Source organism: Achromobacter sp. Root565, from assembly GCF_001427425.1.
Classification (GTDB): domain Bacteria; phylum Pseudomonadota; class Gammaproteobacteria; order Burkholderiales; family Burkholderiaceae_B; genus Achromobacter; species Achromobacter spanius_D.
The window spans coordinates 2152787-2172486 of sequence record NZ_LMGO01000001.1 but is presented as its reverse complement, the minus strand read 5'-3'; the positions used below and the strand labels follow the sequence as shown (position 1 = coordinate 2172486).

Genomic DNA, 19700 nt, shown 5'->3' with positions numbered 1-19700 from the left:
TCATGAAAAGCCGACTCTCTTGCTCCGCAACCCCGTCCCGCAACGGACGCGCGCGCGCCGCGCTCGCCGTGCTGGCGCTGTCCGGCGCGCTGGCGGCCTGCGGCTCGTCGCCGCCCGTTCATTACTACACGCTGCAGACCCCCGAGCGGTCGGCGGCGCCCGGTGCGGCGCCGGGCTCGGCCTCGTTCCTGATCGAGGTGCAGCCCGTCACGCTGTCGACGCAGGCCGACCAGCCGCAACTCATGGTGCGCACCGGCGATGGCAGCATCTCCGCCCTGTATTCCGAGCGCTGGAGTTCGCCGCTGGGCGACGAATTGCGCAATGCCTTGTCCGATGCGCTCAAGCGCGATCTGGGTGCGCTCGACGTGCAGATGGTCAAGCCGGGGCCGGGGGCGCCGATCTGGCGCGTGCAGACCGACGTGCAGCGCTTTGAAATGGTGTCCGGCAGCATGGCGCAACTGGATGCCACGTGGCGCGTGCGGCCCGTCGACACCAAGGGTACGGGCCTCTTGTGCCGCAGCGTTGTCACCGAGAACGTTTCCGATGACGCCATTCCCACCCTGATCGCCGCGCAACAACGCGCGGTGGTCAGCCTGGCGGGCGTCATGGCAGCGGCGATTCTCGGCCAGACCCCAGCGGGGTCGGGCTCGGTTCAGATGATGGGATGTTCCGCGCTGAAGGAATGATCCACCCCGGGTTTCGGGATAAACCTCGCGATCTCAAGCGGTTAACTGGGTTAAACCTAGGGTTAACCTTAATACAAACGCGGTTGCAACCTGTCTAGCATACGGTCCTACCCATACTGGGTCCCGATTGGGCCCAGTTACACCTTTGCCATGCGACAGGAAGCAATCTCTTATGGCCAGCACGACCCTCGGCGTCAAAGTCGACGACGCACTCCGCGACCGCCTGAAAGCCGCCGCCAACAAGCTCAACTGCACGCCGCACTGGCTGCATAAGCAGGCGATCCTGTCCTATCTGGACAAGATCGAACGCGGTCATCTCCCCGCCGAGATGTCCCACCTGAGCGCGGATGCCGCGGGGGACGAGGATGCGGCCGAATCCCATGCAGCACCCACGCCGCCGTTCTATGAATTCGGCCAGGACGTACAGCCGCAGTCCGTGCTGCGCGCGGCCATCACCGCGGCCTATCGCCGTCCCGAGCCCGAGTGCGTGCCGCTGCTGCTGGGCCAGGCCCGCGTGCCGAACCTGGAAAAGGTGCACGCGATGGCGGCCGGCCTGGTCAAGAAGCTGCGCGGCAAGCGCACCGGTGGCGGGGTCGAAGGCCTGATTCAGGAATTCTCCCTGTCCAGCCAGGAAGGCGTGGCGCTGATGTGCCTGGCCGAAGCGCTGCTGCGCATTCCCGACCGCGCCACGCGCGACGCGCTGATCCGCGACAAGGTCGCTCGCGGCGACTGGAAGTCGCACATGGGCGGTTCACAATCGCTGTTCGTCAACGCCGCCACCTGGGGTCTGATGATCACCGGCAAGCTGGTGGCCGTGAGCAGCGAGCAGTCGCTGTCCAAGGCGCTGACGCGCCTGATCGGCAAGGGCGGCGAGCCGCTGGTGCGCAAAGGCGTGAACATGGCCATGCGCATGATGGGCGAACAGTTCGTGTCCGGCCAGACGATTTCCGAGGCCCTGGCCAACAACCGCAAGATGGAATCGCGCGGTTTCCGCTACTCCTACGACATGCTCGGCGAAGCCGCGACCACGGCCGAAGACGCCGAGCGCTACTACGCGTCGTATGAGCAGGCCATCCATGCCATCGGCAAGGCCGCCGCGGGCCGCGGCATCTACGAAGGCCCCGGCATCTCCATCAAGCTGTCCGCCCTGCATCCGCGTTACTCGCGCGGCCAGCGCGAGCGTGTCATGGCGGAACTGCTGCCGCGCGTGAAGGCGCTGACCATCCTGGCGCGCAGCTACGACATCGGCCTGAACATCGACGCCGAAGAAGCCGACCGTCTGGAGATCTCGCTGGACCTGCTGGAAGCGCTGTGCTTCACGCCTGAACTCGAAGGCTGGAGCGGCATTGGCTTCGTCATCCAGGCCTACCAGAAGCGTGCGCCGTTCGTCATTGATTACGTGATCGACCTGGCCCGCCGCAGCCGTCACCGCGTGATGGTGCGCCTGGTCAAGGGCGCCTACTGGGACAGCGAAATCAAGCGCGCCCAGGTCGACGGCCTGGAAGGCTACCCGGTCTACACGCGCAAGCTGTACACGGACGTGGCGTACATTGCCTGCGCCCGCAAGCTGCTGGCCGCACCCGAGGCCGTGTATCCGCAGTTCGCCACGCACAACGCCTACACGCTGGCCGCGATCTATCAGCTTGCCGGCCAGAACTACTACCCCGGCCAGTACGAGTTCCAGTGCCTGCACGGCATGGGCGAGCCGCTGTATGAAGAAGTGGTCGGTCCGCTGGCCCAGGGCAAGCTCAACCGTCCGTGCCGCATCTATGCGCCGGTCGGCACGCACGAAACGCTGCTGGCTTACCTGGTGCGCCGCCTGCTGGAAAACGGCGCCAACACCTCGTTCGTGAACCTCATCGGCGATGAAACCATCCCGGTCGAAACGCTGGTCGCTGACCCGGTGGAAGCCGCCGCGCGCATCACGCCGCTGGGCGCCCCGCACGAGAAGATTCCGCTGCCGCGCGAGCTCTACGGCAATCCGCAGGACGGCGCCCGCGCCAACTCGGCGGGCCTGGATCTCAGCAACGAACATCGCCTGGGCTCGTTGTCGGCGGCGCTTTTGGCCAGCGCCGGTACGCCATGGCACGCCGGTCCGATGCTGGGTGAAGGGAGCGAGCACTGGGATGCCGCCAAGGCGATCGAAGTGCGCAACCCCGCAAATCTGCGCGACGTGGTCGGCCATGTGATCGAAGCCGATTCGGCCGACGCTGAAGTCGCCCTGCGCGCTGCCGCCAATGCCGCGCCGATCTGGCAGTCCACGCCTGTCGCCGAACGCGCCCAGTGCCTGCGCCGTGCGGCGCAGTTGCTGGAAGAGCAGATGCAGACCCTGCTGGGCCTCATCGTGCGCGAAGCCGGCAAATCGCTGCCCAACGCCATCGCGGAAGTCCGCGAGGCCGTGGATTTCCTGCGCTACTACGCCGATCAGGCCGAGCAGGAATTCAGCAACGATACGCACCGTCCGCTGGGCACCGTGCTGTGCATCAGCCCGTGGAATTTCCCGCTGGCAATCTTTACCGGCCAGGTCGCGGCCGCGCTGGCGGCGGGCAACACCGTGCTGGCCAAGCCGGCCGAGCAAACCCCGCTGATCGCGGCGCAAGCCGTGGCCATCCTGCGCGCGGCCGGCGTGCCTGCCGGCGCCGTGCAGTTGCTGCCGGGCCGCGGCGAAACCATCGGCGCGCAACTGGTCGCCAATCCTGGCGTGCGCGGCGTGATGTTCACGGGCTCGACCGACGTGGCGCGCATCATCGCCCGCACCCTGGCCGACCGTCTGGACGATAACGGCCACACGATCCCGCTGATCGCGGAAACCGGCGGCCAGAACGCCATGGTGGTGGACTCGTCGGCCCTGTCGGAGCAGGTCGTGTTCGATGTGCTCAGTTCGGCCTTCGATTCGGCCGGCCAGCGCTGCTCGGCGCTACGCGTGCTGTGCGTGCAGGAAGACAACGCGGACCACGTGCTGACGATGCTGCGCGGCGCGATGCGCGAGCTGGCCGTCGGCAACCCGGACCGCCTGTCGGTCGACGTGGGCCCTGTGATCGACACCGATGCCCGCAACGGCATCCAGCGTCACATCGAAACCATGCGCACGGCCGGCCATCGCATCGACCAGGTCGAACTGAACGGCGAATGCCGCCACGGCACCTTCGTGCCGCCGACCATCATCGAAATCGACAACGTCAGCGAGCTGACCCGTGAAGTCTTCGGGCCGGTCCTGCACGTGGTGCGCTACAAGCGCGACGAACTCGACGCGTTGCTCGACGCCGTCAACGGCACGGGCTATGGGCTGACGTTCGGCGTGCACACCCGCATTGACGAAACCATTGCGCACGTGACGGGCCAGGTTCACGCCGGCAACGTCTACGTCAACCGCAACATCGTGGGCGCCGTGGTGGGCGTGCAGCCGTTCGGCGGCGAAGCGCTGTCGGGCACGGGTCCGAAGGCGGGCGGTCCGCTGTACATGTATCGCCTGCTGGGTACGCGTCCCGCAGGCCTGCCGCCGGCCCTGGACGCCGCGGCGCCGCTGCCGCAGCGCATCGCGCTGCCCGGCCCGACGGGCGAGACCAACACCTATATGGTCGAGCCGCGCGGCGCCGTGTACTGCGTGGCCGCTACCGAGGCCGGCGCGCGGGCGCAGTGGTCCGTGGCCCGTCTGACCGGCAACCATGCCTGGTTTGCGGACACGCCCGCGGCGCAGGCGCTGCTGGCGACGCTGGACGCCGATCAGCAGGGCCAGGCAGGCATCCTTCCGGATGCCGACGTTGACGAGGCCGACTACCAGGCCGTGTTGTTTGAAGGTGATGGCGACGCGCTCAAGGCGCTGAACCAGCGCATCGCGCGGCGTCCGGGTCCTATCCTGGCGGTGCATGGCCTGACCTCCGACGCCTTGGCGGCGGGCGCCAGCTATGTGCCTGAACGCCTCCTGACCGAGCGTTCCGTCAGCGTCAACACGGCGGCGGCGGGCGGCAACGCCAGCCTCATGACCATCGGCTAAGCGTGACCAGGGGTAACCCTCGGAAAACTGAGGGTTATCTCCAATATCGGGCTGGGTTGCACTGGAACGAAAATCCGGTCGCACCTCTGGTCTGGCTGCCGCAATCCGGCATTCAGGCTCTGCAGAAAATGCATGCGCGGGACCCGGATATCACTGGGCTCGCGGTAGTAAAAAACCAAAAGCCTGACTAAAAGCTCAGGTATAACAAGGCCTTAGTCCGATATTTCGGAGGATTTCCCATGAAGTTCCGCACCACTTTGAAGCTTCTCGCTGCAAGCATCGCCGCCGCCGGCATGACGGCCGCCGTGCAGGCCGCCGACGTCAAGTTCGGCTTCGCAGCCCCGCTGACCGGTCCGCAATCGCACTACGGCGAGGACATGCAGAACGGCCTGAACCTGGCCCTCGAAGAAGCGAACAAGAAGGGCATCAAGATTGATGGCGAGACGGCCAAGTTCGTGCTGGTTTCGCGCGACGACCAGGCTGATCCGCGCGTGGGCGTGCAGGTTGCTCAGCAACTCGTCGACCAGGACGTCGTGGGCATTCTGGGCCACTTCAACTCGGGCACCACGATTCCCGCGTCGCGTGTCTACCACGAAGCCGGCCTGCCGCAGATCGCCATGGCAACGTCGCCCGAATACACCAAGCAAGGCTACGAAACCACGTTCCGCATGATGACCAGCGACACCCAGCAGGGCGCCGCGGTCGGCAAGTTCATCGTGCAGAACCTGAAGGCCAAGAAGGTCGCGATCATCGACGACCGCACCGCCTACGGCCAGGGCCTGGCCGACGAAGTCGAGAAGGCCGTCAAGGCCGCCGGCGGCCAGGTGGTGCGCCGCGAATACACCACCGACAAGGCCAACGACTTCACGGCCATTCTGACCAACATCAAGGGCTCCGCGCCTGACGCCATCTTCTACGGCGGCCTGGACGCGCAGTCCGGCCCGATGAAGCGCCAGCTCGCCACGCTGGGCCTGAAGGCGCCGCTGGTGTCCGGCGAAATGACGCGTAGCGACACCTTCATCAAGCTGGCCGGCGACGCCGCCGATGGCACCTACGCCTCGCTGGCCGGCGTGCCGCTGGACAAGATGGCCGCGGGCAAGGACTTCGATCAGAAATACCAGGCCCGGTTCAAGAAGGCCCCCGGCGTCTACGCGCCGTATGCCTATGACGGCGCCTGGAACATGATCACGGCCATCGAAGAGGCCGGTTCCGCCGACCCCGAAAAGTACCTGCCCAAGCTGGCCAAGCTGAACCGCAAGGGCGCGACGAGCGAGCACATTTCCTACGACGACAAGGGCGATCTGAAGGAAATCTCGGTCACCATCTACGAAGTCAAGAACGGCAAGTGGGAGATGGTTGAAACGATGGTCAGCCAGGCTAACTAAGCCGGCTTGAACGAGGGCGGAACCTGGCTGCGCCACGGTCCGCCCGCTTGTCCGCAGGCGCCGTCCGGCGCGTGCTGCGCGCGACGCGCGGTCAGGCCTTTGCGCCCTGGCCGCCACGCGCGATTCTTCCAGGCTTATTCAGCGGCCCCTATGGATATCTTCATTCAACAACTGATTAACGGCGTCACGCTCGGCAGCGTGTACGCCCTGGTCGCCCTTGGCTACACCATGGTGTACGGCATCATCGGGCTGATCAACTTCGCGCATGGCGACGTCGTCATGATCGGCGCAATGGCGGCCACCACGGTCGCCATTACGCTGGTGGGCGGCGATCCCGGCGCCTCGGCCTTCGTGGTGCTGGGCGTCGGCCTGCTGGTCTCCGTGCCGCTGTGCATGGCGGTGGGCTGGACGGCCGAACGCGTGGCCTACCGGCCGTTGCGCCGCGCGCCGCGTCTGGCGGCGCTCATCACGGCCATCGGCGTGTCCATCATCCTGCAGAACGTCGCGATGATGGCCTGGGGCCGCAATTACCTGAACTTTCCGCAAGTGCTGTCGCCGCAGGTGTTCGAGTTTGCCGGCGCGCGCATGAGCACGCTGCAGATCGCCATCGTGGTGATCGCGGCGCTCATCATGGGCGGACTGCTGGCCGTCGTGCACAAGACCCGGCTCGGCACCGCGATGCGCGCCACCGCGCAGAATCGCGAGGTCGCGGGCCTGATGGGCGTGAACATCAATACGGTGATCTCGGCCGCCTTCCTGATCGGCTCGGCACTGGCCGCCGTGGCCGGCATGATGGTCGCCACGTACTACGGCGTGTCGCAATACACGATGGGCTTCATGCTGGGCCTGAAGGCCTTTACCGCCGCGGTGCTGGGCGGTATCGGCAACCTGGTTGGCGCGATGGCCGGCGGCCTGCTGCTGGGCATCATCGAGTCGCTGGGCGCGGGCTACATCGGCGACCTGACGGGCGGCTTCCTGGGCAGCCATTACCAGGACGTGTTCGCGTTCTTTGTGCTGGTGCTGGTCCTGATCTTCCGTCCCTCGGGCCTGCTGGGTGAACGGGTGGGGGATCGCGCATGAGCACGCATCTGAAGAAAAGCGGGTTCTCAACCCGCACGCTGATCGGCATCGCGCTGATCGGCGTCGTGCTGGCCGTCCTGCCGTTCGTGATCGGCATGGCCGGGCAAAGCTGGGTCCGCATCCTGAACTTCGCGCTGCTGTACGTGATGCTGGCGCTAGGCCTGAACATCGTGGTGGGCTTTGCGGGCCTGCTGGACCTGGGCTACATCGCGTTCTACGCGGTGGGCGCCTACACCTGGGCGCTGCTCGCGTCGCCGCATTTCGGGCTGCATTTGCCGTTCTGGGCGATCCTGCCGATCGCGCTGGCGGTGGCATGCCTGTTCGGCGTGCTGCTGGGGGCCCCGACGCTGAAGTTAAGAGGCGACTACCTGGCAATCGTGACGCTGGGGTTCGGCGAGATCATCCGCATCTTCCTGAACAACCTGAATGCGCCCATCAACATCACCAACGGGCCTCAGGGCATCAATCGCATCGACACGTTCAAGGTCGGCGAGTTTGCGTTCGGGCGCACCCAGAACCTGCTGGGCATCCGCTTTACCGGGCCGGAAAAGTACTACTACCTGCTGCTCGCGCTGACGCTGATCATCATCGTGGTCTGCGTGCGCTTGCAGAACTCCCGCATCGGCCGCGCCTGGGAAGCCATCCGCGAAGATGAAATCGCCGCCAAGGCCATGGGCATCAACACCCGCAACATCAAACTGCTGGCCTTCGCGATGGGCGCGTCGTTCGGCGGCGTGGCCGGTGCGCTGTTTGCGTCGATGCAGGGATTCGTCAGCCCCGAAAGCTTCTCGCTCATGGAGTCCATTTCGATCCTGTGCATGGTGGTGCTGGGCGGCATGGGCCACATTCCGGGCGTCATCCTGGGCGCGCTCATTCTGGCGGCGTTGCCGGAGTTCCTGCGTGCCGTGGTGGAACCCGTGCAGCACCTGTTGTTCGGCGCCGTGGTGCTGGATCCCGAAGGCATCCGCATGCTGCTGTTCGGCCTGGCCATGGTGTGCGTGATGCTGTTCCGTCCGGCCGGCCTGTGGCCGTCGGCGGTGCGCAAGCGCGAACTTGCCACCAAGACGCAAGGAGGCGCGGCATGAGCAAACTGCTGCAAGCCCAGGGACTGGGCAAGCGCTTCGGCGGGCTGCAGGCCTTGTCGGGCGTTAGTTTCGATATTGAACAGGGCGAGATCTACGGGCTGATCGGACCGAACGGCGCGGGCAAGACCACGCTGTTCAACGTGCTGACCGGCCTGTACATCCCCGAGGAAGGCACCTGCACGTTCAATGGCGAATCCATGTCGGGCAAGAAGCCGCACGAGGTTGCCTACGCGGGCCTGGCGCGCACCTTTCAGAACATCCGCCTGTTCGCCAACCTGAGCGCGATCGAGAACGTGATGATCGGCCGCCACATGCGCACCCGCGCCGGCGTGCTGGGCGCGGTGTTTCGCACGCGTGCAACGCGTGCGGAAGAAGCCGGCATCGAGGCGCGCGCCCAGGAGCTGCTCGACTACGTCGGCATCGGGCATCGCGCCAACGACGTCGCGCGGTCGCTGCCGTATGGCGACCAGCGCCGCCTGGAAATCGCGCGTGCGCTGGCGACGGATCCCAAGTTGCTGGCGCTGGACGAACCCGCCGCGGGCATGAACGCGTCGGAAACGGTGGTGCTGCGCAAGCTGGTCGAAAAGATCCGCGCGGACGGCGTCACCGTGCTGCTGATCGAACACGACATGAAGCTCGTCATGGGCCTGTGCGACCGCGTGCTGGTGCTGGAGTACGGGAAGGTGCTGGCGATGGGCAAACCCGCCCAGGTGCAGCGCGATCCCAAGGTCATTGAAGCGTATCTGGGCGCGGGCGCCGCACAGGATCCGCTCATCCATAACGAGGGCCAGGCAACATGACGGCATCCCAACCCCTGCTCGAACTGCGGGGCCTGCAAGTGTCCTACGGCGGCATCCGCGCGGTGCGCGGCATCGACCTGCGCGTGGACGATGGCGAACTGGTCTGCCTGATCGGCGCGAACGGCGCGGGCAAGAGCACGACGCTGCGCGCGATCTGCGGACTGGTGCCGCTGGCCGGCGGCGAAGTCGTCTACGCCGGGCAATCCATCGGCGGTCAGAAATCGCACGAACTGGTCCGCAAGGGCCTGGTCATGGTGCCCGAAGGCCGTGGCATCTTCGGGCAGCTCACGATCGAGGAAAACCTGGCGATGGGCGGCTACATCCGCCGCGACGCGGCCCAGATCCGCCAGGATACGGATCGCGTCTTCACCTTGTTCCCCCGCCTGGCCGAACGCCGCAAGCAGGCCGCCGGCACGCTGTCGGGCGGCGAGCAGCAGATGGTGGCGATGGGCCGCGCGATGATCGCGCGTCCCAAATTGCTGCTGCTGGATGAACCGTCGATGGGCCTCGCGCCGCTGATGGTGGAAAAGGTGTTCGACGTGGTGCGCACCATCGCCAGCGAAGGCGTCACCATTCTGCTTATCGAGCAGAATGCGCGTCTGGCCCTGGAGAACAGCCATCGCGGATACGTGATGGAATCCGGCGAGATCACGCTGTCCGGCCCCGCGCGCGACATGCTGCACGATCCCAAGGTGCGCGCGGCGTACCTGGGCGAAGTGGAGTAATCAAGCGGACGCAAGGCGGTCTTGCCGCCTTGCGTTCCCCCGCTTTAAGCCTGTACCGGCTCACGGTCCACGGCCGCGACCACACCGGCGCCGATCAGCGCGTCGATCTCTTCCTTGCCATAGCCGAATTCGCCCAGGATCGCGATCGAGTCCTCGCCCAGCCGTGGCGCGGCGCGATGATAGCGGGCGGGCGTGGCCGACAGTTTCACGGGCATGCCCACAGTGCGGACCTTGCCGGCCACGGGATGGTCCTGTTCCACCACCATTTCACGCGCCAGCGTCTGCGGGTGCGACAACGCCTGCGCAATCGAATGCACCGGGCCGGCGGGCACACCGGCGGCATCGAAGATGTCCAGCCATTCCTGCGCGTCGCGGGTCTTCAGGATGGCGGAGATGCCCTCGACCAATTCGTCGCGGTTCTGCATGCGGTCGCGATTGCGGGCAAAGCGCGGGTCTTCCGCCCATTCCGGCTTGCCCAGCGCCTGCGCGATGCGCTGCCAGTTCTTCTCGTTGGCGCCGCCGATGATGATCCAGTCGGTGCGGGTGGGAAACGCCTGATAGGGCGCGCTCAGCACATGCGCCGATCCCGTGGGACCGGGCGAGACGCCGCTGCCAAAGTAGATGGCGGCGTGCCAATAGAGTTGCTGCAGGCTGGCTTCCAGCAACGAGGTTTCCACGATCTGGCCTTCGCCGGTGCGTTGCTTGTGCTGATACGCGGCCAGCACGCCGAACGCGGCGAGCAGGCCGGCGTTGATGTCGGCCACCGAATTGCCGGTGCGAAGCGGCGGGCCGCCGGGTTCGCCGGTGATGGCCATCAGCCCTGAAAACCCCTGCGCCACCAGATCGAAGCCGCCTTTGTCCGCAAAGGGACCGGTCGTGCCATAGCCGGATACGGCGCAATAGATCAGGCCCGGATTCTCCTTGCGCAACGTCTCGTAGCCGAGCCCCAGCTTTTCCATCGTGCCCTTGCGGAAGTTCTCGGTCACCACGTCGGCGTCGCGGATCATGCGCAGGAGCACCTTCTTGCCGTCGGGGTGCTTAAGGTCCAGCGCGATGGCGCGCTTGTTGCGGTTGAGCATCAGGTAGGGGGCCGAGATGCCGTTGATCTGCGGGTCGCGGTACTGGCGCGAATCGTCGCCGCCGTCGATCTTTTCGACCTTGATGACGTCGGCGCCCAAGTCGGCCAGCATCATGCCGCAGGTGGGACCGGCCATGATCTGCGACAGCTCGATGACGCGCATGCCGGCAAGCGCGCCGGCAGGGGTGACGGAGGCGGGGGAGTGCGAGCGGCCAGAGCCGCGGGTGTCGTTGTGCATGCGTGTTCCTCGATCGTTCGTTCAGCGGCCGGTGAATTGCGGCTTGGCCTTCGCCAGAAAGGCGCGATAGCCTGCGCGGAAGTCCTCGGTATCGAAGCAGTCGAAGGCTTCGTCGCGGTCGGTGTCGGTCAGCGTCTTGCCCTGCACCAGATGGCGCACGAACTTCTTGTGCCAGCGGGCCACCAGCGGCGCGCCATCGGCAATCCGGCGCGCGGCCGCCTGCGCCTCGCTGGCCACCTGGTCGTCCGCCACCACGCGCGTGACGACGCCCAGGCGCAACGCCTCGGCCGCGTCAAAGATGCTGCCTTCCAGCAGCACTTGCAGCGCCACGGTCGGGCCGACCAGCCGAACCAGCGGCGCCAGCTCCGAGTACGACATCACCAGGCCCAGGTTTTTGATGGGCACGCCGAACCGCGAGCTTTCGCCGCAGATGCGCAGGTCGGCCAGACTGGCGATCTCGAGCCCGCCGCCCACGCAGATGCCGTGTATCTGCGCCACCACGGGATGGCGGCAGCCGCCGATCGCCTCGATCGTGCGGCGCATGACGGCGCCGTATTCCACGGCCTGCCGCTTGTTGCTGCGCGCGGTCTCGAATTCGCCGATGTCGTTGCCGGGCGAAAACGCCTTCTCGCCCGCGCCACGCAGCAGCACGCAGCGCACGCCGTCGTCGCGATCCAGTTCGAGAAAGGTGTCGCCCAGCAGCCGCCAACTGTCGATGGTGAAGGCGTTGAGTTTTTCGGGCCGGTTCAACACCACGGTTGCGATGTCGCCGTTGCGCTCGAGCAGAATGGGCGAGGTGTCAGGGGTAGCGGTGGCAGTCATGGGGTTCCTTTTGCATGCGCGGGGGAGCGTCCCCCGCCGGATGGGTTGGGTCAGCGGCGGGGGGCTTACTGCTTCTTCAGGCCCAGGCTGGCGGTGAGCTTGCCGTACTTGCTCCACTCGTCCCGCACGTAGGACGCGAAGGCTGCGGGGGTTTGCGGACCGCCGCCCAGGTCCATGCCCTGGTCGGCCAGCTTGGCGGCGATCTCGGGGTCGGCGAGCGTCTTGGCCAGCGCCTGATCCAGCTTCTCCATGATCGGGCGGGGCAGTTTGGCCGGCGCAAGGACGGCGTACCACTGCACGACGTCCAGGCCCTTGATGCCGGATTCGGCCAGCGTCGGCACGTCGGGCAGCCGCTTGCTGCGTTCCGGGCTGGTCACCGCCAGCGGACGCAGCTTGCCCGCCTGGATCTGGTTGATCGCGCCGGGCAGCGTGTCGAAGTTCAGGTCCACGTTGCCGCCCAAGAGATCGGTCATGGCCTGGCCGCTGCCTTTGTAGGGCACGTGCTCCATCGACACGCCGGCAATCTGCGAGAACCGCGCGGCGCTCAGGTGCTGCGGGCTGCCCATGCCGGACGACGCATATAGCAGTTGCTTCGGTTTGGCGCGGGCGTCGTCCACCAGGTTCTGCACGGTGGCATAGGCGTGCTTGTCGGGGTTCACGACCAGCACGTTGGGCACAGACCCGATGTACCGCACCGCCGTGAAATCCTTGTTGGGGTCGATGTTGGACTGCACGACATACGGGGCGGCGACGGTGGATTGCATGTTGGCCAGGAGCAGCGTGTAGCCATCCGGGTCGGCCTTGACCACATAATCGGCCGCAATCAGGCCGGAGGCGCCCGGCTTGTTCTCGACCACCACCTGTTGGCCCAGCAGGGTGGACAGGCGTGCCGACAGAATCCGGGCCGACACGTCGGTGCCGCCGCCCGGGACAAAACCGACGACCAGGCGGATGGGGCGTTCCGGCCATTTCGAGTAGTCCTGCGCCAGGGCGGGGCTGGCGGCCGCCAAACCGGCGGCCAGCGCCAGTACGCCGGTCCAGGCGCGAGCATGCTTTTTCATAGGGTCTCCTTTGGTGGATGAGGCCTGCCCAGGGGCTGCTTGCTCTATGATTGGGTCAGGTTGGTATGCCGCTGGTGTTTGGTATACCAGATACAAAAATAGTCGATGTCGCGAGCATGAACAACCCATGGCTAACCCTGAACCCCTGATTGCCGATGTGTCCGTCCCCGATTTGGCCATCCACCATCCCACCTTGCCGGCGGTCGTGGCGGAACGTTTGCGCCAACTGATCATCGACGGCACCCTCAAGCCGGGCACGTGGCTGAACGAACGGGATCTGTGCGATCAACTCAAGATTTCCCGCACGCCGCTGCGCGAGGCGTACCGGATGCTGGCGTCCGATGGCCTGGTGACCTTGCAGCCCAAGCGCGGGGCGATGGTGATCGAACTGTCCGCCGAAGACATCGAGAACATCTTCGACGTGCTGTCCGTGCTGGAAGGGCTGGCAGTGCGCAGCGCCGCCGAGCGCGCATCCGAAGCGGAGCTTGCCCAGATCGCGCGCCTGCATGCGCAGATGCTTGAAAACTACGAGAAACGCGATATCCGCGCGTACTTCGCGGCCAGCATGGGCACGCACATCGCGATCAACCGCGCCGCGCGCAACCCGGCGTTGTCACATTCCTACGACCGGCTGAACCTGCAGGTGCAGGCCCTGCGCTACAAATCCAATTTCGACCTGGATGAATGGACGACTGCGGTGGCCGACCACGAAGCCTTTGTGCAGGCGCTGCTGGCGCGCGATGGCGAACGCGCCGAAGCGCTTATCCGTAAGCACGTCGGCGGCAAGAAGGCCTACAACCTGCGCGGCCGGACCGGCAACGGCGCGGCCTGACCGCATGGCGGCGGGCGCCGCCATGCGGTGGGGAATCAGGCGGGCTGCGCGACCACGCGCTTTCTGCCGATCATCAAGGCAAGCACGGCGGCGATGATGCCCGTCGCGCCGGACACCACGAAGGCCATCAGGTAATTGCCCTGCGCTTCGCGCAACGCGCCGGCCATCCAGGCGGCGCTGGCCGCGCCCATCTGGTGTCCCGCCACGATCCACCCGAAGACAATCGACGCGTCTCGCTCGCCGAAGGCTTCCGTCGTCAGGCGCAGCGTCGGCGGCACCGTGGCGATCCAGTCCAGGCCGAAGAAGATCGCAAAGATCGACAGGCTGTAGAACGAGAAATCGGAGTAGGGCAGGTACATCAGCGACAGACCGCGCAACGCGTAGTAGACAAAGAGCAGCTTGCGCGGGTCGTAGCGGTCGGTCAGCCACCCGGATGCCGTGGTGCCGAGCAGATCAAAGATGCCCATCATGGCCAGCAAGCCGGCCGCTTGCACCTCGGGCATGCCGTGGTCGCCGCACAGCGCGATCAGGTGCGTGCCGACCAGGCCGTTCGTGGTGAAGCCGCACACGAAAAACGTGGCGAACAGATACCAGAACGTACGGGTCTTGGCCGCCCGGGCCAGCGTGCCGAACGTGGCGGCCACCATGCCGGTACGTGGGGCGGCGGGCGCGGGCGGCGAGTGCGGATCGCTGCCGAACGGCACGAGGCCCACGCTGGACGGACGGTCGGGCACCAGCCACCAGGCCAGCGGCACCAGCGCGGCTGCGGCGGCCGCCACGGTCCACACCACGCGCGTCCAGTCGCCCGACGAGGCCAGCGCGGCCAGAACCGGCAGGAACACCAGCGTGCCGGTGGCGGCGCTGGCGGTCAGCAGGCCCATCATCAGTCCTCGGTGCTTGACGAACCAGCGGTTGACCACGGTGGCGCCCATCACGATCGCCACGGCGCCCGAACTGAGGCCTGAGAACACGCCCCAGGTCATCAGCAGGTGCCAGGGCTCGGTCATGTACGCGCTGACGGCGCTGGAGGCCGACATCAGGATCAGCGCGGTGATCAGCACGCGCCGCAGTCCAAAGCGTTCCATCGCGGCGGCGGCAAAGGGGCCCACCAATCCGTACAGAAAAATGCCCAGCGCGGCGGCAAATGAAATGGCGCTGCGGCTCCAGCCAAACGTTTCTTCCAGTGGCACCAGCAGCACACTGGGCGAAGACCGCAAGCCGGCGGCGACCAGCAGCGACAGAAAGATCACGCCGACGACCACGAATGCATACTTCTGTCCGGCGCGGCGGAAAGGGAAAGGAGGGTGGGCTATACTCATGTTACTGACCGGTACGTATTGAGGTCTGCGCATAGTACGTACCGGTCAGTAACATCGTCAAGCGCTTTTTGGCGACCCTGTTTTCGGGCGGGCTGATCGATGCCATCCCGCAGAAAAGGAGCCCAGCATGGCCAGTAAGAATTCCCCCTCCGCCGCAGCCGGCAACACCGGCAAATCCGCGTCCAAGCCGCTGCTGGCGGCCGACCGCATCCGCAAGACCGCCCGCGAGATGTTTTACCGCGACGGCATCCGCGCGGTGGGCGTGGACGCCATCGTCAATCAGGCGGGCGTGACGAAGCCCAGCCTGTACCGCAGTTTCTCCTCGAAGGACGAATTGGCTGCCGCGTACCTGCGCGACTACGACGCCGAATTCTGGGCGCGCTTTGACGCCGCCTGCGCCGCCCATCCGGGCGATCCGCGCGCCCAGTTGCTCGACTATCTGACCGGCATGGCCGGCCGCGCCGTGCAGAACGGCTACCGGGGCTGCGGGCTGACCAATGCAGCGGTCGAGTATCCGGAATCGGCGCATCCCGCCCGCGCCGTCGCCGTCGAGCACAAGCGCGAACTGCGCCGCCGGCTGAACGCCATGGCCGCCGGCATGGGCGCGGAAGATCCCGAGGCCCTGGCCGACGGACTGCTGCTATTGATCGAAGGCGCTTTCGTCTCCAGCCAGCTTTTTGGTGAAGGCGGACCGGCGGGCAGGGTGGCCGCGATGGCCGACAAGCTGATCCAGGCGCATTTACCCCGCCGAACGGCTTAGGGCGCTGCACAAAAGCGGTGCGTAACCCTGTGCGGCGCGCACCGTTTTGGTGGTGTTTGTACCCATTGCGCAACGGCGAAAAAAATGTTTGTTATTTTTATTGCAACGCAGCATACGTGGTTCTAAGATGGCTTCACGTTGTTCCACATCGCTTTTCTCAAGGAGAGAATCATGAGCGATACCGCGTTGAAAAATGCCCGTATGTCGGATGCGCTGGAGCGGTCCCTGATCCGCGAGGCCATCAAGGCGGAAACCCTGTCCGGTCCTTCTGCAGGCTCGCGCTGGTTGCGCCTGAAGCTGCGTATGGCCGCGCTGGGCGGCGCCGTCGGCGAGGTCCTGCACAACATGGACGCTGGCCGCCGTCAGCACCCGGTAGTCTCCGCCTACCACTGAAGTCCCCCGCCAGAAAAAACGCCAGCTTTGATCGCTGGCGTTTTTTTTTGCCCTCTTTTTGGGCGACGCGCCTTGGTCAGACCACGATGTCCAGCAGCAGATAGCCGTCCAAAACGATGATGCCCACGGTCGCCCCGATGGCGGCCCAGGCCCATGCGCCTCGCAGCACATACGCGCCCATCAGACTTTTGCGGCACGCCAGCACCACCAGCGGTCCCAACGCGAAAGGCAATGCCAGGCTCAGGATGACCTGGCTGAGCACCAGCAGCCCGTCCGGATCCTTGCCGCCCGTAAACGCCAGCAGGCCTGCCGCGGCGGCGCCCGCCACGACGCGCGTCATGAGCGCACGGCGGCGGTCCGACCAGTTGCTGCCCACCTGGAATCCCCGCGACAGGATGCGGCCGGCCAGTACGCCCGTGATAGTGGAGCTTTGCCCGGCGGCATACAGCGCCACGGCGAATACCACTGCCGCCACGATGCCCAGCGTATGACCGATGACCGCGTGCGCGTCGTCCAGGCTGGACACCACCATCCCCGACCCGGACAGCGACGCCGCGGCCACAATCATGATGGCCGCGTTGATCAGCATCGCCACGCCCAATGACACGATGGTGTCGTTGCGCGCCACGCGCATCGCCATGCCGCGCGCTTGTGCGGGCAAGCCCTGCGCCCGCTGCGCCAGCGTGCCGGAATGCAGGTACAGGTTGTGCGGCATGAGGGTCGCGCCAAGAATCCCCAGCGCAATCAGAAACCCTTGGGGGTCGCGCAGCGCCTTGCCGGTTTCGGTCACGCCGTGCGCCACTTCCGACCAGGCGGGATTGGCCTTGAACAGCAGGAACACGAACGACAACGCAACCACCGCCAGCAGCAGAGCGATCACGCGTTCATGCCGGTCGGCGTTGCCGCGCGTCATGGCCAGCACGGCAAAGGTGCCGATGCCCGTGACCGCAACGCCTGCGATGAGCGGCAGGTTGAACAGCAGCCGCAGTGCAATGGCGCCGCCGATCAGTTCGGCCAGCGCAGTGGCCAGAATGGCGGCCTCGCCGGCCAGCCAGGCGGCTTTGGCCAGACGGGGCGACAGGTGGCGGGCGGTGAGGGTGGCCAGATCCTGGCCGGTTGCCAGGGCCAGGCGCGACACCAGCACCTGGAAGCCCAGCGCCAGAAAGGCCGACGTGATGACGACCATCAACAGGCCGTAGCCGAAGCCGCTGCCGCCGGCGATGTCGGTGGCCCAGTTGCCCGGGTCGATGTAGCCGACGGCCACGAGGATGCCGGACCCGACCATGCGGCGCAGGTTGGCGGAAATCCGCGCGTCCTGCGCCTGGGCGGCATTGCCGCCTGAAATCGCGTAGATGAATCCGGTCATGCGTCGCTCCTGAGAATGGTTCTCATTGTCCAGAAGCGACTTTGCACCGTCAAATTGATTTTGGCCACGCCCGGGATAGGGCGCGCCAATGATCCGGCCCCGGTTCGGAGGCCGGATCGCTCGCGTTAATTACGACTTGAGCTTTGCGTCCATCGAGATCTTGGCGTTCAGCACCTTGGAAACCGGGCAGCCCTTTTCGGCTTTGCGCGCAGCGTCCTCAAAGGCCTCGGCGGAGGCGCCCGGAATGACGGCCTCGACGGTCAGATGGACGGCGGTGATGGCAAAACCATCGTCGAGCTTGTCCAGCGTGACTTCGGCTTTGGTGTCCAGGCTGTCCGCGACCAGGCCGGCCTCGGAAAGAATGTTGGACAACGCCATGGTGAAGCAGCCGGCGTGCGCCGCGCCCAGCAGTTCTTCGGGGTTGGTGCCCGGCGTGTCGCCAAACCGGGTATTGAAGCCGTAGGGTTGGCTCTTGAGCGCGCCGCTCTGCGTGGAAATCGTGCCTTTGCCAGTCTTCAGATCGCCCGACCAGGCGGCGGATGCGGTTTTCTTCATACAGGACTCCTGTGTGGGAACGCGGCCGTGCGCGGCGCGTCCGGGGTGGGAGAGCGGCGCCGTCTCGCGGACGGCGCGCCTTGCCTCAGGCGGCACCGTCGATGATACGGCCCGGCACGCCGCCCCGCGCGGAAAACGCCGGTACGCAACGGCAAGCCGATGTAACGGACCAAGCGGCCGTTGGCCGGCACGCGGCAATGGGCCGGCCGCATCAAGAGGGGACGCGAGCGCATCAGGCAAAATAGCGGCATCTCCTTCACTCCTACCCAAGAGCCGTAGTCATGCCCCGCATCCTTGCCCGCTACGCCTGCGTTGTCGCGCTGGCCGTTCCCGCCTTGTCCGCTCAAGCCGAAATCGTGATCGGCGTGGACGTCTCCACCACGGGCCCCGCCGCCGCCATCGGCATTCAGACCAACAACGCGATCCGTCTGTGGCCCAACACCCTGGGGGGCGAGCCCGCGCGCTACGTGGTGCTGGACGACGGCACGGACGTGAGCCGCGCGGTCAAGAACATGCGCAAGCTGACGTCCGAAGACAAGGTCGATGCCATTGTCGGCCCCAACATCACCGCCGCGGCGCTGGCCGGGCTGGACGTGCTGGCCGAAACCAAGACGCCGATGATTGCGCTGGCGGCGTCCAGCGTCATCGTCGAGCCGCAGTCGGATCCCAAGCGCACCTGGGCCTTCAAGATGCCGCAGAACGACTCGCTCATGGCGACCGTGCTGGTCGATGACATGAAGAAAAAAGGCCTGAAGAACGTGGCCTTCATCGGCTTTGCGGATTCGTATGGCGATAGCTGGTGGAAAGAGTTTTCGGCCGCTGCCGGCTCGGACCTGAAGATCGTGGCCCAGGAGCGTTTCCAGCGCACCGACGCCTCGGTGGTCGGGCAGGTGCTCAAAGTCATTGCGGCCAAGCCCGACGCGGTGCTGATTGCCGGTTCCGGCACGCCGGCGGCGCTGCCGCAAAAGACGCTGCTGGAACGCGGCTTCACCGGCGCCGTCTACCAGACGCACGGCATCGGCACGCTGGAATTCCTGCAGGTGGGCGGCAAGGACGTCGAAGGGACGCTTTTCCCCACGGGTCCGGGCGTCGTGGCGCGCGAGCTGCCCGATTCCAACCCGGTCAAGAAGGTGGCGGTGGAATTTGCCGACAAGTACGAGCAGCAGTACGGCCCGAACACGCTGACGCAGTTCGCCGGCGACGCCTACGGCGCCTGGATGCTGCTGGACTCGGCCGTGTCGCGCGCTCTGAAAACCGGCGCAAAACCCGGCACCCCGGAGTTCCGCCTCGCTCTGCGCGACGCGCTGGAAAGCACTCGCGATCTGGTCGTGCCCAATGGCGTCCTGAACATCACCAAGGACAATCACCAGGGCTTTGATGAGCGCGCGCGCGTGATGGGCACGGTCAAAAATGGGCGCTTTTCGTACGCCCAATAAACGGTGCCATATCTGTCTACCGTTCGTAACGTGTCCTAACGCTTCATAGGGCAACGGACGCGAAAAGCAGGCTTAGGCCTGCTTT

17 protein-coding genes are annotated in these 19700 nt (G+C 66.0%); 11 read left to right on the top strand and 6 right to left on the bottom strand.

The genetic code is table 11. From position 1 onward, the window contains the following. Nucleotides 1-2 precede the first annotated feature (2 nt). The 7 genes from ASD71_RS09735 (at nucleotide 3) to ASD71_RS09705 (ending at nucleotide 9755) form a co-directional block, all read left to right on the top strand. Nucleotides 3-686 carry a membrane integrity-associated transporter subunit PqiC gene (locus tag ASD71_RS09735; RefSeq protein ID WP_056562619.1) on the top strand — a complete coding sequence of 228 codons (684 nt, stop codon included), beginning with the start codon at nucleotides 3-5 and terminating at the stop codon, nucleotides 684-686. Nucleotides 687-858: 172 nt separating this feature from the next. Then, nucleotides 859-4680 carry a trifunctional transcriptional regulator/proline dehydrogenase/L-glutamate gamma-semialdehyde dehydrogenase gene (gene putA / locus ASD71_RS09730; protein ID WP_056562616.1) on the top strand — a complete coding sequence of 1274 codons (3822 nt, stop codon included), beginning with the start codon at nucleotides 859-861 and terminating at the stop codon, nucleotides 4678-4680. A gap of 239 nt (nucleotides 4681-4919) precedes the next feature. After that, a complete protein-coding gene (locus ASD71_RS09725) occupies nucleotides 4920-6065 on the top strand; it encodes a branched-chain amino acid ABC transporter substrate-binding protein (protein ID WP_056562612.1) in 1146 nt (381 codons plus the stop codon). A gap of 150 nt (nucleotides 6066-6215) precedes the next feature. After that, nucleotides 6216-7145 (top strand): branched-chain amino acid ABC transporter permease, encoded by a 930-nt coding sequence (locus ASD71_RS09720; RefSeq protein ID WP_056562608.1) that lies wholly within the window; start codon nucleotides 6216-6218, stop codon nucleotides 7143-7145. After that, nucleotides 7142-8230 (top strand): ABC transporter ATP-binding protein, encoded by a 1089-nt coding sequence (locus ASD71_RS09715; RefSeq protein WP_056562605.1) that lies wholly within the window; start codon nucleotides 7142-7144, stop codon nucleotides 8228-8230. The genes ASD71_RS09720 and ASD71_RS09715 overlap by 4 nt, the downstream gene beginning before the upstream one ends. Further along, nucleotides 8227-9030, top strand: a complete 804-nt coding sequence (locus ASD71_RS09710; RefSeq protein ID WP_056562602.1) for an ABC transporter ATP-binding protein — start codon at nucleotides 8227-8229, stop codon at nucleotides 9028-9030. The genes ASD71_RS09715 and ASD71_RS09710 overlap by 4 nt, the downstream gene beginning before the upstream one ends. Then, the gene (locus tag ASD71_RS09705; RefSeq protein WP_056324308.1) at nucleotides 9027-9755 is read left to right on the top strand and encodes an ABC transporter ATP-binding protein; all 729 of its coding nucleotides are present in this window, start codon (nucleotides 9027-9029) and stop codon (nucleotides 9753-9755) included. Before ASD71_RS09710 ends, ASD71_RS09705 begins: the two co-directional genes overlap by 4 nt. A 44-nt stretch (nucleotides 9756-9799) precedes the next feature. On the opposite strand, the gene ASD71_RS09700 is transcribed toward ASD71_RS09705, so the two are convergent. The 3 genes from ASD71_RS09700 to ASD71_RS09690 all read right to left on the bottom strand — a co-directional run bounded on the left by ASD71_RS09700 (nucleotide 9800) and on the right by ASD71_RS09690 (nucleotide 12954). Next, a complete protein-coding gene (locus tag ASD71_RS09700) occupies nucleotides 9800-11071 on the bottom strand; it encodes a CaiB/BaiF CoA-transferase family protein (protein ID WP_056562599.1) in 1272 nt (423 codons plus the stop codon). Nucleotides 11072-11092: 21 nt separating this feature from the next. Then, the gene (locus tag ASD71_RS09695) at nucleotides 11093-11893 is read right to left on the bottom strand and encodes an enoyl-CoA hydratase/isomerase family protein (RefSeq protein ID WP_056562597.1); all 801 of its coding nucleotides are present in this window, start codon (nucleotides 11891-11893) and stop codon (nucleotides 11093-11095) included. A gap of 65 nt (nucleotides 11894-11958) precedes the next feature. Next, nucleotides 11959-12954 carry a tripartite tricarboxylate transporter substrate binding protein gene (locus ASD71_RS09690; RefSeq protein ID WP_056562595.1) on the bottom strand — a complete coding sequence of 332 codons (996 nt, stop codon included), beginning with the start codon at nucleotides 12952-12954 and terminating at the stop codon, nucleotides 11959-11961. Between the two features lie 127 nt (nucleotides 12955-13081). On the opposite strand from ASD71_RS09690, the gene ASD71_RS09685 reads away from it, so the two are divergent. Further along, nucleotides 13082-13786 carry a GntR family transcriptional regulator gene (locus tag ASD71_RS09685; protein ID WP_056562592.1) on the top strand — a complete coding sequence of 235 codons (705 nt, stop codon included), beginning with the start codon at nucleotides 13082-13084 and terminating at the stop codon, nucleotides 13784-13786. Nucleotides 13787-13821: 35 nt separating this feature from the next. On the opposite strand, the gene ASD71_RS09680 is transcribed toward ASD71_RS09685, so the two are convergent. Further along, nucleotides 13822-15105, bottom strand: a complete 1284-nt coding sequence (locus ASD71_RS09680) for an MFS transporter (RefSeq protein WP_056562588.1) — start codon at nucleotides 15103-15105, stop codon at nucleotides 13822-13824. A gap of 127 nt (nucleotides 15106-15232) precedes the next feature. On the opposite strand from ASD71_RS09680, the gene ASD71_RS09675 reads away from it, so the two are divergent. Both ASD71_RS09675 and ASD71_RS09670 read left to right on the top strand, forming a co-directional pair. Next, complete coding sequence (locus ASD71_RS09675; protein WP_056562585.1) at nucleotides 15233-15865, top strand: TetR/AcrR family transcriptional regulator; 633 nt, start codon at nucleotides 15233-15235, stop codon at nucleotides 15863-15865. A 171-nt stretch (nucleotides 15866-16036) separates the two neighbouring features. After that, entirely contained in the window at nucleotides 16037-16258 is a 222-nt protein-coding gene (locus tag ASD71_RS09670; protein ID WP_056562582.1) for a hypothetical protein, read from the top strand. 76 nt (nucleotides 16259-16334) lie between these two features. Here ASD71_RS09670 and ASD71_RS09665 read toward each other — a convergent pair whose 3' ends face one another. Both ASD71_RS09665 and ASD71_RS09660 read right to left on the bottom strand, forming a co-directional pair. Next, entirely contained in the window at nucleotides 16335-17624 is a 1290-nt protein-coding gene (locus tag ASD71_RS09665) for an Nramp family divalent metal transporter (RefSeq protein WP_056562579.1), read from the bottom strand. 129 nt (nucleotides 17625-17753) lie between these two features. Continuing rightward, entirely contained in the window at nucleotides 17754-18179 is a 426-nt protein-coding gene (locus tag ASD71_RS09660) for an OsmC family protein (RefSeq protein ID WP_056562575.1), read from the bottom strand. Nucleotides 18180-18460: 281 nt separating this feature from the next. Here ASD71_RS09660 and ASD71_RS09655 point away from each other — a divergent pair, with 281 nt between their 5' ends. After that, the gene (locus tag ASD71_RS09655) at nucleotides 18461-19615 is read left to right on the top strand and encodes an ABC transporter substrate-binding protein (protein ID WP_056562572.1); all 1155 of its coding nucleotides are present in this window, start codon (nucleotides 18461-18463) and stop codon (nucleotides 19613-19615) included. Nucleotides 19616-19700: the final 85 nt, after the last annotated feature.

Coding starts and splice junctions, on each gene's coding strand:
- ASD71_RS09735 (WP_056562619.1), top strand. CDS start 3: ATGAAAAGCCGACTCTCTTGCTCCGCAACCCCGTCCCGCAACGGACGC.
- ASD71_RS09685 (WP_056562592.1), top strand. CDS start 13,082: ATGGCTAACCCTGAACCCCTGATTGCCGATGTGTCCGTCCCCGATTTG.
- ASD71_RS09655 (WP_056562572.1), top strand. CDS start 18,461: ATGCCCCGCATCCTTGCCCGCTACGCCTGCGTTGTCGCGCTGGCCGTT.
- ASD71_RS09710 (WP_056562602.1), top strand. CDS start 8,227: ATGAGCAAACTGCTGCAAGCCCAGGGACTGGGCAAGCGCTTCGGCGGG.
- ASD71_RS09695 (WP_056562597.1), bottom strand. CDS start 11,893: ATGACTGCCACCGCTACCCCTGACACCTCGCCCATTCTGCTCGAGCGC.
- ASD71_RS09660 (WP_056562575.1), bottom strand. CDS start 18,179: ATGAAGAAAACCGCATCCGCCGCCTGGTCGGGCGATCTGAAGACTGGC.
- ASD71_RS09675 (WP_056562585.1), top strand. CDS start 15,233: ATGGCCAGTAAGAATTCCCCCTCCGCCGCAGCCGGCAACACCGGCAAA.
- ASD71_RS09720 (WP_056562608.1), top strand. CDS start 6,216: ATGGATATCTTCATTCAACAACTGATTAACGGCGTCACGCTCGGCAGC.
- ASD71_RS09725 (WP_056562612.1), top strand. CDS start 4,920: ATGAAGTTCCGCACCACTTTGAAGCTTCTCGCTGCAAGCATCGCCGCC.
- ASD71_RS09680 (WP_056562588.1), bottom strand. CDS start 15,105: ATGAGTATAGCCCACCCTCCTTTCCCTTTCCGCCGCGCCGGACAGAAG.
- ASD71_RS09715 (WP_056562605.1), top strand. CDS start 7,142: ATGAGCACGCATCTGAAGAAAAGCGGGTTCTCAACCCGCACGCTGATC.
- ASD71_RS09665 (WP_056562579.1), bottom strand. CDS start 17,624: ATGACCGGATTCATCTACGCGATTTCAGGCGGCAATGCCGCCCAGGCG.
- ASD71_RS09690 (WP_056562595.1), bottom strand. CDS start 12,954: ATGAAAAAGCATGCTCGCGCCTGGACCGGCGTACTGGCGCTGGCCGCC.
- putA (WP_056562616.1), top strand. CDS start 859: ATGGCCAGCACGACCCTCGGCGTCAAAGTCGACGACGCACTCCGCGAC.
- ASD71_RS09670 (WP_056562582.1), top strand. CDS start 16,037: ATGAGCGATACCGCGTTGAAAAATGCCCGTATGTCGGATGCGCTGGAG.
- ASD71_RS09700 (WP_056562599.1), bottom strand. CDS start 11,071: ATGCACAACGACACCCGCGGCTCTGGCCGCTCGCACTCCCCCGCCTCC.
- ASD71_RS09705 (WP_056324308.1), top strand. CDS start 9,027: ATGACGGCATCCCAACCCCTGCTCGAACTGCGGGGCCTGCAAGTGTCC.